The sequence below is a fragment of the Xanthomonas sp. NCPPB 1128 genome (genome assembly GCF_001043115.1).
Classification (GTDB): domain Bacteria; phylum Pseudomonadota; class Gammaproteobacteria; order Xanthomonadales; family Xanthomonadaceae; genus Xanthomonas_A.
Map to the genome: position 1 here is coordinate 1 of NZ_LFME01000053.1, position 14,758 is coordinate 14,758.

At 69.7% G+C, this 14,758-nt stretch carries 17 protein-coding genes; 11 read left to right on the top strand and 6 right to left on the bottom strand.

The genetic code is table 11. The annotated features are described in order from the left end of the window. Positions 1–109: 109 nt before the first annotated feature. A complete protein-coding gene (gene msrB / locus ACP93_RS20210; protein WP_048492456.1) occupies positions 110–574 on the bottom strand; it encodes a peptide-methionine (R)-S-oxide reductase MsrB in 465 nt (154 codons plus the stop codon). A 135-nt stretch (positions 575–709) separates the two neighbouring features. On the opposite strand from msrB, the gene ACP93_RS20215 reads away from it, so the two are divergent. Both ACP93_RS20215 and ACP93_RS20220 read left to right on the top strand, forming a co-directional pair. After that, complete coding sequence (locus tag ACP93_RS20215; protein WP_048492457.1) at positions 710–1,159, top strand: hypothetical protein; 450 nt, start codon at positions 710–712, stop codon at positions 1,157–1,159. A gap of 122 nt (positions 1,160–1,281) precedes the next feature. Continuing rightward, a complete protein-coding gene (locus ACP93_RS20220) occupies positions 1,282–1,662 on the top strand; it encodes a baeRF12 domain-containing protein (protein WP_048492458.1) in 381 nt (126 codons plus the stop codon). A 24-nt stretch (positions 1,663–1,686) separates the two neighbouring features. On the opposite strand, the gene ACP93_RS20225 is transcribed toward ACP93_RS20220, so the two are convergent. Further along, complete coding sequence (locus tag ACP93_RS20225; protein WP_017908762.1) at positions 1,687–2,166, bottom strand: Lrp/AsnC ligand binding domain-containing protein; 480 nt, start codon at positions 2,164–2,166, stop codon at positions 1,687–1,689. A gap of 136 nt (positions 2,167–2,302) precedes the next feature. Between ACP93_RS20225 and ACP93_RS20230 the strand changes: the two genes are divergently transcribed. Together ACP93_RS20230 and alr are read left to right on the top strand one after the other, a co-directional pair. Then, positions 2,303–3,610 (top strand): D-amino acid dehydrogenase, encoded by a 1,308-nt coding sequence (locus ACP93_RS20230; RefSeq protein ID WP_048492459.1) that lies wholly within the window; start codon positions 2,303–2,305, stop codon positions 3,608–3,610. Beyond that, entirely contained in the window at positions 3,589–4,662 is a 1,074-nt protein-coding gene (gene alr / locus ACP93_RS20235; RefSeq protein WP_048492460.1) for an alanine racemase, read from the top strand. Before ACP93_RS20230 ends, alr begins: the two co-directional genes overlap by 22 nt. A 47-nt stretch (positions 4,663–4,709) precedes the next feature. On the opposite strand, the gene ACP93_RS20240 is transcribed toward alr, so the two are convergent. Beyond that, positions 4,710–5,282: a DUF3016 domain-containing protein gene (locus ACP93_RS20240; protein ID WP_048492461.1), complete on the bottom strand. Its 573-nt coding sequence runs from the start codon at positions 5,280–5,282 to the stop codon at positions 4,710–4,712. Positions 5,283–5,472: 190 nt separating this feature from the next. On the opposite strand from ACP93_RS20240, the gene ACP93_RS20245 reads away from it, so the two are divergent. From ACP93_RS20245 to ACP93_RS20260, 5 genes are all read left to right on the top strand, one after another. Further along, positions 5,473–5,943 (top strand): hypothetical protein, encoded by a 471-nt coding sequence (locus tag ACP93_RS20245; RefSeq protein ID WP_048492462.1) that lies wholly within the window; start codon positions 5,473–5,475, stop codon positions 5,941–5,943. A gap of 19 nt (positions 5,944–5,962) precedes the next feature. Continuing rightward, positions 5,963–6,211, top strand: a complete 249-nt coding sequence (locus ACP93_RS21945; RefSeq protein WP_131721681.1) for a hypothetical protein — start codon at positions 5,963–5,965, stop codon at positions 6,209–6,211. A 163-nt stretch (positions 6,212–6,374) separates the two neighbouring features. After that, a complete protein-coding gene (locus ACP93_RS20250; protein ID WP_048492463.1) occupies positions 6,375–8,375 on the top strand; it encodes a PAS domain-containing hybrid sensor histidine kinase/response regulator in 2,001 nt (666 codons plus the stop codon). Positions 8,376–8,431: 56 nt separating this feature from the next. Continuing rightward, positions 8,432–8,752, top strand: a complete 321-nt coding sequence (locus tag ACP93_RS20255; RefSeq protein WP_048492464.1) for a DUF3247 family protein — start codon at positions 8,432–8,434, stop codon at positions 8,750–8,752. A 73-nt stretch (positions 8,753–8,825) separates the two neighbouring features. Then, positions 8,826–10,160: a PQQ-dependent sugar dehydrogenase gene (locus ACP93_RS20260; protein WP_048492465.1), complete on the top strand. Its 1,335-nt coding sequence runs from the start codon at positions 8,826–8,828 to the stop codon at positions 10,158–10,160. Positions 10,161–10,441: 281 nt separating this feature from the next. On the opposite strand, the gene ACP93_RS20265 is transcribed toward ACP93_RS20260, so the two are convergent. Continuing rightward, the gene (locus ACP93_RS20265) at positions 10,442–10,705 is read right to left on the bottom strand and encodes a hypothetical protein (protein WP_017908770.1); all 264 of its coding nucleotides are present in this window, start codon (positions 10,703–10,705) and stop codon (positions 10,442–10,444) included. A 143-nt stretch (positions 10,706–10,848) separates the two neighbouring features. Between ACP93_RS20265 and ACP93_RS20270 the strand changes: the two genes are divergently transcribed. Continuing rightward, positions 10,849–11,919, top strand: coding sequence for a class I SAM-dependent methyltransferase (locus ACP93_RS20270; RefSeq protein ID WP_048492466.1), 1,071 nt, complete (start codon positions 10,849–10,851; stop codon positions 11,917–11,919). After that, positions 11,916–12,623: a pseudouridine synthase gene (locus ACP93_RS20275; RefSeq protein ID WP_048492467.1), complete on the top strand. Its 708-nt coding sequence runs from the start codon at positions 11,916–11,918 to the stop codon at positions 12,621–12,623. Before ACP93_RS20270 ends, ACP93_RS20275 begins: the two co-directional genes overlap by 4 nt. A 456-nt stretch (positions 12,624–13,079) precedes the next feature. Here the strand turns inward: ACP93_RS20275 and ACP93_RS20280 are convergent, their stop codons facing one another. Beyond that, entirely contained in the window at positions 13,080–13,646 is a 567-nt protein-coding gene (locus tag ACP93_RS20280; RefSeq protein WP_048492468.1) for a DUF1415 domain-containing protein, read from the bottom strand. 16 nt (positions 13,647–13,662) lie between these two features. Continuing rightward, positions 13,663–14,592, bottom strand: coding sequence for a LysR family transcriptional regulator (locus tag ACP93_RS20285; protein WP_048492469.1), 930 nt, complete (start codon positions 14,590–14,592; stop codon positions 13,663–13,665). Between the last annotated feature and the right edge of the window lie 166 nt (positions 14,593–14,758).

Below are 14,758 nucleotides of genomic sequence, written 5' to 3' on the forward strand. Positions count from 1 at the left end.
GGGGTGGGGCTGCGCGCGCCGGCGACCAGGGCCAGTGGCAGGAGCAGGAGGGGAAGCAACGGGGTACGCATACCGGTGGTCTCCCTGTGGCGGCGCGGCGGCGCCGGAATCAGGCCGGTTCGGTCTCGCCGCCGCCGCGGTGCAGCGGGTTGGGCAGCGCCTGGCCCTGTTCGGTGAACTGCAGCGAGACCGAATTCAGGCAGTGGCGCTCGCCGCTCGGCGGCGGGCCGTCCGGGAACACGTGGCCGAGATGGCTGTCGCAGCGGGCGCAGACGATCTCGGTGCGGATCATGCCGTGGCTGGTGTCGCGCAGTTCGCGCACGTGGTCGGGGTGATAGGGCGCGAAGAAGCTCGGCCAGCCGGTGCCGGAATCGAACTTGGCGCTGGAGCGGAACAGCGGCAGTCCGCACAGCCGGCAGGTGTAGACGCCCTCCAGCTTGTTGTCCAGGAACACCCCGCAGAACGGCGCTTCGGTGCCGTGCTGCAGCAGCACCCGGCGTTCCTCCGCGTTCAGGTCGCCGATCAGGTGCTCGCGCTCGGCAGCGGTGGGAGGCGTGAGGTCGAAGCGGCTCATGGCGGGGCCTGTGGCGGGAAGGTGGGAAAACAACATGAGGGCTTCAGGCACGGGATCAAGCATGCCGCCGGTCGCATCGACGCCGCCCGGACGCTGGAGTAGCGTGAGAGATCACCGGCCATGCGAGATCGCCCCATGTCCCGCCTCTTCATCCGTATCGCCGCCATCGTCCTGCTTGCGCCGGTGATGGCTGCCGCACAGGGCTTGCAGCCGGTGCCGGGCACGCCTCCGAGCAATCGCGACGCCAACGCACTGCGCGCCCCGCCGCCGCCACGCGCGACGCCGGTGCCGTCGGGTCTGGATCAGCGCCCGCAAGCCGCGCCCATTCCGACGCCGAGGACCGGGCCGATCCCGTCCAACCTGGGCGACCGGCCGCAGGCCCCGGCGCAGGACCAGCGCGCGCATCCTGCCCCGCCGGGCGGCGTCGCCGACCCGTCCGCCCGCCGCCCGGTGCGCCTCTACGACCGCAGCGGCCAGGTGATCCCAGGCGCGATGCAGGTCGGCCCGAACCGCGCGCTGGACACCCGCACCGGCCGCTACTACGACACCGTCCCCAGCGGCGACGGGGTGCGCATCCAGGACTGAGGCGCGTGCGCCTGGGCGACGAACGCGCGGCGAACGCCGCGTGGCCGCCATCCTCACAAATCGGTTTCTAGACTGGCGGACCGGCCGCGATTGCCGCGGCGCCATGTTTCGCAGGAGAACCGATGAGCAAGCTTCCCGACAACACCCTGATCGTCGTCGCCGACCGCACCAGCGCGCGCCTGTTCCGGGTCAACCTGGCGGGCGAGACCGCGCTGCTGGAGCAGACCGAAGTGCTGAACCCGACGCCGATCGAGGGCGTGGAGGACGGCGACCGGCCGATGACCATGGATGAGGCCGGGTTCGTGCGCCAGGTGGCCGAGCGGCTGTACCAGGACGCGTTGCGCGGGCAGGTCGAGCATCTGATGCTGGTCGCCGACCCGCACACGCTGGGGCAGTTGCGGCCGCTGTTGCACAAGGAGGTGCAGAAGCGGGTGGTGGCCGAACTGGCCAAGAACCACGCCAATTCCTCGCGCGACGACCTGGAGAAGCTGCTGGTCTCCTGACCCGCACGCATTCGCCCGCAACGCTCAGTCGGCGATCGGCAGGCTGAGCGTTTCCTTCACCTCTTCCATCACGATGTAGCTCTTGGACTCGCGCACGTGCGGCAGGGTCAGCAGGGTGCTGCCCAGCAGCTTGCGGTAGGACGCCATCTCGCTGATGCGGGCCTTGAGCAGGTAGTCGAAGTCGCCGGAGACCAGGTGGCATTCGAGCACGTTGGGCAGCTTCAGCGCGGCGCGGCGGAACTCCTCGAAGATGTCGCCGGACTTGTAGGCCAGGCTGATCTCCACGAATACCAGCAGGCTGGCCTTGAGATAGTGCGGGTCCAGCCGCGCGTAGTAGCCGGTGATGGCGCCGTCGCGTTCCAGCCGCCGCACCCGCTCGGTGCATGGGGTGGTCGACAGGCCCACGCGCTCGCCCAGTTCGGTGAAGGAGATGCGCCCTTCCTGCTGCAGGATGCGCAGGATCTTGCGGTCGATCTTGTCCAGTTCGCGGAGGCGTGCGGCCATGCGGGCGGGTCTCAGGGGTTTGGCCTGCCAGGCCGGGCGAAGTCAGGGGAAAATCCTGGGTTGTGCTGCCTATACTGCACCGAACTTCTGCCCTGGCGCCATCCAGCCAGGGAATTGATCCGAACGGAGTAGGCGCATGCGGGTTCTGGTTCTCGGCAGCGGTGTGATCGGCACGGCCACGGCGTGGTATCTGGCCCGCAGCGGCTGCGAGGTGACGGTGGTCGACCGCCAGCCGGCGGCCGGGCTGGAGACCAGCTACGCCAATGCCGGCCAGGTCTCCCCCGGCTATGCGTCGCCGTGGGCGGCGCCGGGGGTGCCGCTGAAGGCGCTGAAATGGCTGTTCCAGCGCCATGCGCCGCTGGCGATCACGCCGACCGCCGACCTGCAGCAGTATCTGTGGCTGGCGCAGATGCTGCGCAACTGCACCGCCGAGCGCTATGCGATCAACAAGGCGCGGATGGTGCGCCTGTCCGAGTACAGCCGCGACTGCCTGGACCAGCTGCGTGCCGAGACCGGCATCGCCTACGAAGGTCGCCAGCTCGGCACCACCCAACTGTTCCGCACCCAGCAGCAGTTGGACGGTGCGGCCAAGGACATCGAGGTGCTGCGCGAATACGGCGTGCCTTACGAGTTGCTGGACCGTGCCGGCATCGCCCGGGTCGAGCCGGCCCTGGCCAGCGCGCCGGCGACCCTGGTCGGCGCGCTGCGCTTGCCCAACGACCAGACCGGCGACTGCCGCCTGTTCACCCAGCGCCTTGCCGCGATGGCCGCCGAGGCCGGCGTGCAGTTCCGCCAGGGCGAGACCATCGAGGCCCTGCACGCCGATGGCGACCGCATCGATGGCGTGCGCATCGGCGGCCAGCTGGAGCGCGCCGACCGCTACGTGGTCGCGCTGGGCAGCTATTCGCCCGGCCTGCTGGCGCCGCTGGGCATCCGCCTGCCGGTGTACCCGCTGAAGGGCTATTCGCTGACCCTGCCGATCCGCGACGCGGCGCTGGCGCTGACCTCCACCATCCTCGACGAGAGCTACAAGGTGGCGATCACCCGCTTCGACGAACGCATCCGCGTCGGCGGCATGGCCGAACTGGCCGGCTTCGACCTGTCGCGGCCGGCGCGGCGCCGCGCCACCCTGGAGAAGGTGGTCAACGACCTGTATCCGCGCGGCGGCGACCTGGCTGCGGCTGAGTTCTGGACCGGGCTTCGCCCGGCCACCCCGGACGGCACGCCGGTGGTCGGCGCCACCGGCTACCGCAACCTGTTCCTCAACACCGGCCACGGCACGCTGGGCTGGACCATGGCCTGCGGCTCCGGCCGCTACCTGGCCGACCTGATGGTCTCGCGGCAGCCGCAGATCAGCGGCGAGGGCCTGGACATCTTCCGTTATTCCCGCGGTTCGGCCGCATCCGTTGCCGAGGCCGTCGCGTGCGCCCAGCCCGTGCATTGATCGATCTCGACGCGCTGCGCCACAACTACCGCCTGGCCCGCCAGCTGAGCGGCGGCAAGGCGCTGGCGGTGGTCAAGGCCGATGCCTACGGGCACGGCGCGGTGGCGTGCGCGCGCGCGCTGGACGGCGAGGCCGACGGCTTCGCGGTGGCCTGCATCGAGGAGGCGCTGGAACTGCGCCAGGCCGGCATCGCCGCGCCGATCCTGCTGCTGGAAGGCATCTTCGATGCCGACGAGCTGCCGCTGGTCGCCGAACACCGGCTGTGGTGCGCGGTGGCCTCGCCCTGGCAGGTGGAGGCGATCGCCGCCTTCGCCGCGCCGCAGCCGCTGTGCCTGTGGCTGAAGCTGGACAGTGGCATGCACCGGCTGGGCCTGGCGCCGGCCGAATTCCGCGCCGCGCACGCGCGCCTGAGCGCCTTGCCGCAGGTCGAGCGGCTGGTGCTGATGAGCCACTTCGCCCGCGCCGACGAACTGGACAGCGCACGCACGCGCGAGCAGGTGGAAGTGTTCCGCCAGGCCACCGCCGGCCTGGCCGGCGAGACCAGCCTGTGCAACTCGCCGGCGCTGCTCGGCTGGCCGGCGTTGCGCAACGACTGGGGACGGCCGGGGCTGATGCTGTACGGCGCCGATCCGTTCGCCGCGACGGCGGCGCTGCCCGGCGAACTGCGCCCGGTGATGACGCTGCAGTCCAAGGTCATCTCGGTACGCGATCTGGCCCCTGGCGAGCCGGTCGGCTACGGCGCGCGCTTCGTCGCGGCGCGGCCGACCCGGGTCGGGGTGGTGGCGATCGGCTATGCCGACGGCTATCCGCAGTTCGCGCCCAACGGCACGCCGGTGCTGATCGACGGCGCGCCCGGCGTGCTCATCGGGCGCGTGTCGATGGACATGCTGACCGTGGACCTGACCGACCATCCGCAGGCCGGCCTCGGCAGCCTGGTGCAGTTGTGGGGCGAGCAGCCGCGCATCGACGCGCTGGCCGGGCGCTGCGCCTCCAGCGCCTACCGGCTGCTGTGCGGCCTCAAGCGCGCGCCGCGCACCTATCTCGGCGCTTGACCCGTGCCTGACGGCGCCGGCGCGATGCCGGCGCCGCGCATCCGGCTTCAGCGCTCGGCGACCGCGCTGTCCTTGTTGCGGAACTGGCGGCGCAGCCACTCGTCGAGCATGCGCTTTTCGTAGCGCAGCGGATCGGTGCTCAGGCCGACCGAACTGTTGTACAGATAGCTCGGATCCATCAACTTCGGCTGGCCCTGCGCCAGCACCTGGCCATCGGCGCCGTACAGGGTGAAGTCGAGGCTGATCCGCGGCGGGTACAGGTCGCGCATCACCCGCACGTCGTTCCAGTTCGGACCGTGCCAGGGTTCGAAGTCGCCGGCGCGCTTGATGTCGGTCAGCGTGATGTCCAGGCGCTGGCCGGGCTGCAGTTGCTTGGCGGCCTGCTTCTGCAGATAGGCGGCCAGGTCCTGTACCCAGTCGCCGCGTTCGGCTTCCCAGCGGTTGCGGCTCTGCCGCAGTTCGCTGAAGGTGGCCGGATCGGCCCAGCTGACCTGTACCGGGCCGTCGCTGGCGAGGCTGCGCGGGGCCTGCGGGTCGGTGACGTTGCGGATCTCGGCGGAGGCGCCGCCCGCCCACAGGCAGGCAACAGCCAGCGCCGTCCAGGCATAGCGGATCTTCATGGCGGATCTCCAGGAGGCGTGCACCCAGTGTGTGCCTGTGCCGGCATGCCTGCAATCGCGGCGCGGCGTGCGGCGGCGATCGTTGGCCGTGATTCATCCGTCCGGCATGACGGGCGGCTCACATTGTCTCGCCACCTGCTTCACGGTGCGCGCGCGAGCATGGATGCCACTCGAGCGCTACGGGGATCGCATGAAGACGCCGTTGTTCCACCAGGCCCACACGGGCAGCGATGTGCGCCTGCAGTTCATCGACTGGGCCAAGCGCCACGGGCACAGCCCGGCCAGCGGCGCGGCCGCGTTCGTCGAGCACCAGGCCAATCTGGACGAGGCGGCGCGCCAGTTGCGGCTGAATCCTGGCGACGACGTGCGTCACCTGCTACGGCGCTACCTGGTCTCGCTCGGCGAGGCGCAGGACGTGGCCGTGCAGTTCCCGCCCAGCTACCACTACCGTAGCCCGCAGGGGCAGAGCTTCCGCTACACGCTGATCCTGGTACTGGCCGAGGACGGCGTGGAGTGGAAGGCGCGGGTGTGGACCGGCCTGGAGTACCTCGGCCTGATCGTGGGTCGCGGTGCCGGCCCGCGCGCCAACTACACGCGCTTGGCACGGATGGCGGTGGAGCACGAGCTCGCCAGCGACGCGCCGCGTTTCACACTCGGCTGAGCGGTTCAGGAAATTTGTCATGTCCGTCGTCAGCGCGCCCGAGCGCCCCGTGGTCCCCGAAGAATGCCGTCGGCAATGTCGGCAGCTGGGGCCGGCACGCGTGCAGCAGTTGCTGGAATCCTCGCCGCCGCCGCCGTGGCGCGAGGAAGCCGAGCGCTGGCTGGAAGAGCAGGCATTGCGCAGTGCGCGCCTGACCCAGTGGATGGTCTTGGCCGGCATCGGCCTGTCGCTGCTGGGCATCGTGCTGGTCATCGCCTTCTTCTGGTGACCCGGTTCCAGCAGGTGCCGTGGACGTCGCGGCTTGACGGCGGCGGAGTGGCTTAACAAGATGAGGGTTCCGCCTCGCCGTTCCTAGCGCGCCGTTGTTGCGCCGCGGATGCCGGGCACCGTCTTCATTTGTTGCCGTAGGCCGCTTCCAGAGCTACTCCGTCATGCATGCCAGCCCAGAATCCACGTCCTCTTCGCTCGCGCAGGCGACGGACCTGCAGTACCGCGAGATCTTCGACAAGAGCGATTCCGGCTTCTGCGTGATCCAAGTGTTGTTCGAGGGGGAGTGCGCGATCGACTATGTGTTCCTGCAGGTCAACCCGGCCTTCGAGCGCGAGACTGGCTTGCGCGACGTGGTCGGGCGACGCGTCCGCGACGTGTTGCCGACGCTGGAGGAGCACTGGTTCCAGCGTTACGCCGAAGTGGCGCTGAGCGGCCGCTCGGTCAAGTTCGAGAATTTTGCCGCGGCACTTGGGCGTTGGTGGACCGTGGATGCGTTCCGCGTCGGTGCGCCGGAGCTGCACCAGGTCGCCATCCATTTCCTCGACATCACCGAACGCAAGCGGGTGGAGCGCGATCTGGCCGAGAGCGAGGCGCGCTTCAGCGCGCTGGCCGAGGGCCTGCCGATGCCGGTGTGGGTCCTGGACGCCCAGGGCGAACTGCGCTTCACCAACACCGCCTACGCCGAGTTCTTCGGGATCGACCCGCAGAGCGACGATGCACGACCAGGCTGGGGCGACGTGCTGCATCCGGAGGACGTGGGCGTGTTCGCCTACGAACTGCGCAACGCGCTGCACGACCAGCGCAACCTGCGCGCACTGGTGCGCGCGCGCCGCCACGACGGCGAATGGCGCTGGGTGGAGATGACCGCGGTGCCGCGCTATTCCGCCGAGGGCGAGTTCATCGGCCTGGCCGGCAGCAGCCCGGACGTGACCGAGCGCCGCGACATCGAACTGGCGCGCGAGCAGTTGCTGGAATCCGAGCGCAGCGCGCGCAACGCCGCCGAGAGCATGGCGCGGCTGAAGGACGAATTCCTGGCGACGCTGTCGCACGAGTTGCGCACGCCGCTGACCACCATCCTCGGCTGGAGCGATCTGCTGCTGCAGCGGCTGCCACCGGGCGATCCGAGCAGCAAGGGCCTGTCGGTGATCGCCAGCAGCGCGCGCGCGCAGCAGCGGCTGATTTCCGACATGCTCGATCTCAGCAGCATGCTGCTGGGCAAGGTGCAACTGGAAGTGGAGGCGCTGGACCTGGCCGAACAGGTGCGCGAGGCGATGCGCGCGCAGGAGCCGGTGGCCGAAGGCAAGGACCAGGCGCTGACCCTGCAGGTGCCGGCGCAGCCGTGCATGGTGCTGGGCGATGCCACGCGCCTGCAGCAGGTGTTCTGGAACCTGCTGTCCAATGCGATCAAGTTCACGCCTGCGCACGGGCGCATCGCCCTGGCGATCGAGCTCGATGCCGATGGCGAGCATGTCAGTGTGGCCGTGCGCGATTCCGGTGACGGCATCCCGCCGGAGTTCCTGCCGCATCTGTTCGGCCGCTTCCGCCAGGCCGACAGCACCACCACCCGCCTGCACGGCGGCCTCGGCCTGGGCCTGGCGATCGTGCAGCAATTGGTGGAGATGCATGGCGGCCAGATCAGCGCGGCCAGCGAAGGCCGCGGCTGCGGTTCGGTGTTCACCGTGCGCCTGCCGCTGCACCGCGACGCGCCGGGCTCGCGCCCGCTGCGCGAAGTGCGTGCCTTCGCCATGGCCGAACAAGTGGTCGAGGCGCATTCGCTCAAGGGCGTACGCCTGCTGGCGGTGGAGGATCAGCCGGACATGCTCGACTACCTGCGACGCCTGCTCGAGGAGCAGGGCGCCGAGGTGATCGCGGTGGGCTCGGCCAGCGAGGCGCTGGGGGTGCTCGACGGCGGCGGCCATGCCGCGATCGACGTGATGGTCACCGACATCGGCATGCCGGGCATGGACGGCTACGGCCTGATCCGCACCGTGCGCGAGAACATGGGCCTGGGCGCGGACGACCTGCCGGCGGTGGCGGTGACCGCGCTGGCGCGCGCCGACGATCGCCAGCGCGCGTTGCAGTCCGGCTTCCAGGAACACCTGGCCAAGCCGTACAGCGTGGCGCAGCTCGTGTCTGCGGTGCGCTTCGCAAGGCAGCGCTGACCGCCGGCTCACGCCGGCGGCGCTAGGCTGCAGCGGTCCCCATGCGGAGTCCGCCGATGACCCAGTTTGCCGAGCGTATCCACACCGACCAGGCGCAGATCCAGGCGCTGGAAGCGTTGATTCTGCAGTTGCCGGACCAATCCAACGTGCGCATCGAATTGACCGACGGCAGCGTGTGCTTCGGCACCGTGTCGGTGCGCCCCAGCATCCAGCAGTTCCGCGACGCCGAGGGCAACGAGGGCAGCAATGCGCAGGTGCGCATCGATGATCTCGACGATCCCGCCCTGCACCGTTACCTGTGGCTGGACGAAATCCGCAGCGTGCGCCAGCTGCCGGCGCGGCCTTGGGATATCGATCCGCGCGGCGACGCCTCTTGACGCATCTTTCACTTTTTCCGCGTCAGGGCTGTGCATCATCGGGTTCCCCCGTGTTCCCGGATATCCAAGACGCATGGCCATGTCTTCGCCGATTCGTGCCCGTTGGGTGTTGTGCGCACTCGGTGCCGCTCTGCTCGCCGCCTGCGGCGACACCGCCAAGCACTCCATCGAGGACGGCATGGGGCCGGATCCGGTACTGCCCGATCCGGTCAAGCGCATGATTCCCACGGTCAAGGTCGCCGAGGTCAAACGCTGGGCCGATGGCGCCGCGCCGATGCCGGCCGCCGACCTGGCGGTGCAGGCCTTCGCCCGCGACCTGGACCACCCGCGGTGGTTGTACGTGCTGCCCAACGGCGACGTGCTGGTCGCCGAGACCGCCGAGCCGCCGGCGCCGGAAAAGGAGAGCAGCGGCCTGCGCGACAAGATCCAGGGCGCGATGATGGCCAAGGCCGGTGCCACCGTGCCCAGCGCCAATCGCATCACCCTGCTGCGCGATGCCGACGGCGACGGCGTCGCCGAGGTGCGCACGCAGTTCCTCAAGGGGCTGTATTCGCCGTTCGGCATGGCCCTGGTCGGCGATCGCCTGTACATCGCCAATGCCGATGCGCTGGTCAGTTTCCCGTACAAGGACGGCGACACCCAGATCACTGCCGCGCCCAGCTTCGTCGCCAACCTGCCCGGCGGCATCAACCACCACTGGACCAAGAGTCTGCTGGCCAGTCGCGACGGCAAGAAGCTGTACGTGGGCGTCGGCTCCAACAGCAACGTCGCCGAGAACGGCATGGAGCAGGAGCTCAACCGCGCCGCGATCCTGGAAGTGGACGCGGCCAGCGGCGCCACGCGCGTGTTCGCCAGCGGTCTGCGCAACCCGGTCGGCCTGGCCTGGCAGCCCGGTACCGACACGCTGTGGACCGTGGTCAACGAACGCGACGAACTCGGCAGCGACCTGGTGCCCGACTACCTGACCTCGGTGCGCGAGGGCGGCTTCTACGGCTGGCCCTACAGCTACTACGGGCAGCACGTGGACGAGCGCGTGCAGCCGCAGAATCCGGAGATGGTCGCCAGCGCGATCAAGCCGGACTACGCGCTGGGCGCGCATACCGCCTCGCTGGGCCTGGCCTTCTACGAGGGCGCGCTGCTGCCGCAGACCTATCAGGGCGGCGCCTTCATCGGCCAGCACGGCTCCTGGAACCGCGACCCGCCGTCGGGCTACAAGGTGATCTACGTGCCCTTCGCCAACGGCAAGCCCAGCGGCAAGCCACAGGACGTGCTGACCGGCTTTCTCGACGCCGAGGGGCGTGCGCAGGGTCGCCCGGTCGGCGTGGCGGTGGACAAGCCCGGCGCGCTGCTGGTCGCCGACGACGTCGGCAACGTGGTGTGGCGGGTGACGCCCAAGTCGGGCAAGTGAGCGGCTTGGTGAGCCGCGTCTTGCCGCATCGATCGTAGAACGGCTTCGGCCGCGACGCGGGATTCATGGTGAAGCTCGGTCGCGGCTGGAGCCGCTCCTACGAAAGCCACCGACATTGCCACTGACGATGTGGTGTGGCGCAGGTGGCCAGAACTCCGCATCGCAAAAACAGGATGTGCATGCACTCGTAAAAACAGGATGTGCATGCACTCGTAGGAGCGGCTTCAGCCGCGACAAGCGTCACAGGGACGCCTGGTCGCGGCTGGAGCCGCTTCTACACGTCAATGCTCCACCGGCGCCGGCTCCACGCCGAAACGACGGGCGTAGCCGCGTTCGTTGAACACGCGCTCCACTTCGGTGTCGCCCAGTTCCGGGGCGGCGTAGACGGCGTAGACCACGCTGCCGTCGTCGCGCGCGCCGCGCTGGTGCAGGCGGTAGCGTGGGCGCCCGGTGCCGGTGTTCTCCGGGTAGTGCAACGGCGGCTGGCTGCCATCCAGGTCCACTTCGCTGTTGTCGACGACGCCACCGATGAACACTGCGCGCATGCTGCCTCTCCAGTCATTGGGTGCCTTGCAGCCTAGGCGCGGCGATGTTGCCGGAACATCAATGATGCGTTGGATTCGCGCAAAACCGGGCTCGCCGCCCGCTGCCGGTAGAATGCGCGTCCCTGTTCCGACGACCATGCCCGATGCCGGCCGCGCAAGACGCTCCCCTCGATACCCTGTTCCTGCCGTTCGCCCAGGGCGTGCTGCGCTGGCCCGCCGGCAAGGTGCTGTTCCTGCGCGCCCGCGACGGCTGGGCGCTGCGCCAGCACGCGCAGCCGGCGCAACTGGTCTGCGAGCAGGACTACCGGCCGTTCGCCAGCGCGCTGCAGCAGGGCGGCTGGACGGTGCGTGCCGAGCAGGACGGCGAGGCCGACGCCGGCGGCTACGCGCTGGTGCTGGTGCTGCCGCCGCGCCAGCGCGAGGAAGCGCGGGCGCTGCTGGCGCGCGCCGTGGCGCTGGCCGCGCCGGGTGGCGTGGTGGTGGCCTGTCAGGCCAACAACGAAGGCGCGCGTTCCGGCGAGGACGACCTGCAGCAGTTGGCCGGCCTCGGTGGCAAGCTGACCAAGCACCACTGCCGGGTGTACTGGACCGCGCCGCTGCAGGGCGCTCACGACGTCGCGCTGCAGCAGCGCTGGGCGAAACTGGATGCGGTGCGGCCGATCCTGGACGGGCGCTTCCGCAGCCGCCCGGGCGTGTTCGCCTGGGATCGCATCGACCCGGCCTCGGCGCTGCTGGCCGAACACCTGCCTGCCGACCTGCGCGGCCGTGCTGCCGATCTCGGCGCCGGCTACGGCTACCTGTCGGCGGAACTGCTGGCGCGCTGCCCGCAGCTGACCGCGCTGGACCTGTTCGAAGCCGACGCACGCGCGCTGGCGCTGGCGCGCGCGAATCTGGCGCAGGCACCGGCAGGGACGACGCTGGGCTTCCACTGGCACGACGTGACCACCGGACTGCCGGGGCAGTACGACGTCATCGTCAGCAACCCGCCGTTCCATGCGCCGGGGCGGATGGAACGGCCGGACATCGGCCGGCGCTTCATCGCGGTGGCAGCGCAGGCGCTGGCACCCGGCGGTCGGCTGTTCCTGGTCGCCAATCGCCATCTGCCCTATGAAGCGGTGCTCGACGCCAGCTTCGGGGAGACCGAGGTGCTCGCCACCCGCGACGGCTTCAAGCTGATCCACGCGGTGCGCAGCCGTGCCGGAGCGCGCCGATGAAACTGGTCAAGCACCTGGCCAACCTGGGCTATGGCAGCCGCAAGCAGGTGGCGCTGATGTTCCGCGAAGGCCGCATCACCGATGCCGAGGGCGAGGTGCTGTACGCCGACGACCAGATGCCGCACGACGCGATCCGGGTCGACGGCGAGCCGCTGGATCCGCCGCCCGGGCTGATCCTGGCGCTGCACAAGCCGGTCGGCTACACCTGCTCGACCAAGGATCCGGGGCGCATCGTCTACGACCTGCTGCCGCCGCGCTTCCGCCTGCGCTCGCCGCTGCTGTCCACGGTCGGGCGGCTGGACCGCGACACCAGCGGCCTGCTGCTGATGACCGACGACGGCGCGCTGCTGCACCGTATCGTCTCGCCGAAGGCGCGCCTGGCCAAGGTCTACGAGGCCACCCTGGCCGAGGATCTGCGCGGCGATGAGGCCGCGCTGTTCGCCAGCGGCACGCTGCTGCTCGATGGCGAGACCACGCCGCTGCTGCCGGTGGAGATGGAAACGCTGGGGCCGCGCCAGGTGCGCGTCGCCCTGCACGAAGGCCGCTACCATCAGGTGCGGCGCATGTTCGCCGCCGTCGGCAACCACGTGGTCGCGCTGCACCGCAGCCGCATCGGCGGCTTCGGCCTGGACGATCTGCCGTCGGGGCAGTGGCGGGTGCTGGAGGCGGCGGACGTGGTGCGCTTGTTCGATGGCGGGGTGTAGGGATTGGGGGTTCGGGATTGGCAAAGGCGCGATGCGCCTCGCACCGCGGCGAATCCCGCTTACGAATCCCGAATCCCGAATCCCGAATGCCTAGCAGTGGCGGGTGCTGGAGGCGGCGGACGTGGTGCGCTTGTTCGAGGGCGGGGAGTAGGGATCGGGGATTCGGGATTGGCAAAGGCGCGTGGCGTTGCGACGCCGTGCCTTTGCCGATGTCCGGTTCGCTCCCAACGTCTGCCAGGTTGACGGATTGCGCTGGACGGTCGCGTCTTGAACCGCGCGCATGGGCCGCTTCAACGACGCGCGCAGCGCAGCTCTCGCAGGAGCGGCTTCAGCCGCGACCAGGCCTTGCCGGTAACGCCCGGTCGTGGCTGAGCCACCCCTACGTGGGATGTGTGGGATGCGGACTGGCAAAGGCAGCGACCATGCGTCCTGCCTTTGCAAATCCCCAATCCCCGATTACGAATCCCTGCCCTCAAGCGCCCGCTTCCACCCCTCCAGCCCCAGCTTCTCCAAGGTCTGGAGATTGCGCTCGACGATCACGTCGGCGTCTGGGAACGCGGCCACCGCGCGTTCCACGCTGTCCTCGCGCAGCAGGTGCAGGGTGGGGTAGGGCGCGCGGTTGGTGTAGTTGCCGATGTCGTCCGGTGCGGTGCCGGCGAACTGGTACTGCGGATGGAAGCTGGCGACCTGCAGGATGCCCTGCAGGTCCAGTGCCTCGACCGCGGCGTCGGCGTTGTCGAGGAAGTCGTTGTAGTCGAGGAAGTCCTGCAGCACGTCCGGGTGCACGATCAGCGTGGTGTCGATCTGCTCGGCCGGGGTGTCGCGCAGCAGCACCAGTTCCTCGGCCAGCTGTTCGAGCAGCGCCTCGGGCGTGCTCGCGTCGCTGAGCACGTGGCGGATCTGCTGCTTGACGTGCACCGCCTTGGCGAACGGGCACAGGTTCAGGCCGATCACTGCGCGTTCCAGCCAGCGGCGGGTGTCGCCCAGGTAATCGGGCGCGTCGCCAGGGATCTCGTCGTGCATCGGTCGCAGTAATGGCCTAGGGGAGGTGCAGGCGATTGTAGGCGCTGTCCAGCCACGCCGGCGTTTCCGTGTACATCTCGCGAATCAGGTGCTTGATCAGCGGCAGCAGCTCGGAACTGTCGTTGCGGCGATGGCTGAGGATGATCGGCGAGGTGGCGTGCGCGTCGTCGAGCAGGCGGTAATGCAGGTCGCGGCGCAGCACCCGTACCGAGGCCGGGATGACGCACAGGCCCATTTCCGCGGCGACCAGGCCCAGCGCGGTCTGCAGTTCGCGTACTTCCTGCACCGCCAGCGGACGGACGCCGCGGTCGCGCAGCAGCGACAGCACCTGGTCGGCGAAGCTCGGCCGCGGCTGGCTGGGGTAGACGATCAACCGCTGCGCGGTGAGTGCGTCCGGCGCCAGCGGGGCGTCGTCCGTGGCCAGCGGATGCTCCATCGGCAGCGCGACCACCAGGCGTTCCTCGCGCAGCACGAAGCGCTCCACCGTGTCGTCGTCGTGGCGGATGCGGCCGATGCCCATGTCGATGCGACCGGTCTTCAGCGCCTCGATCTGCTCGCCGGACATCAGTTCCAGCAGGCGGATGTCCAGCTCCGGGCGCTGCTGGCGCAGCCGCCGCACCAGCATCGGCAGGCCGCCGTAGAGCGCGGAGGCAACGAAGCCGATCGCGAACACGCGCTGCTCGCTGCGGCCGAGCCGGCGCGCGGCGTCCTGCATCTGCTCGACCCGGCCCAGCACCTGCAGCGCCTCCTCGTAGAACAGCTTGCCGGCGTCGGTCAGCCGCAGCGGGCGGCTGCTGCGCACGATCAGCCGCGTGCCCAGGTGTTCCTCCAGTTGCTGGATCTGCCGGCTCAGCGGCGGCTGCGCGATGTGCAGCAGTTCGGCGGCGCGGGTGAAGTTGCGCTCGCGGGCGACGGCGACGAAGTAGCGGAGTTGGCGCAGATCCATCGGGAGTTCATGCTCGTTTGAAGTATGTTGCGCTGCAATAAAGGCAGAAAGGACGCGGCTCGCACGGAAAAAATACCAAAAAGGTATGGAGCGAGACCGACAGAGTCTTGGACGTGGCCGCGCGGCCGGCGCAGTGTGGCCCGCATGGACCCGTTGCCCACCCCCA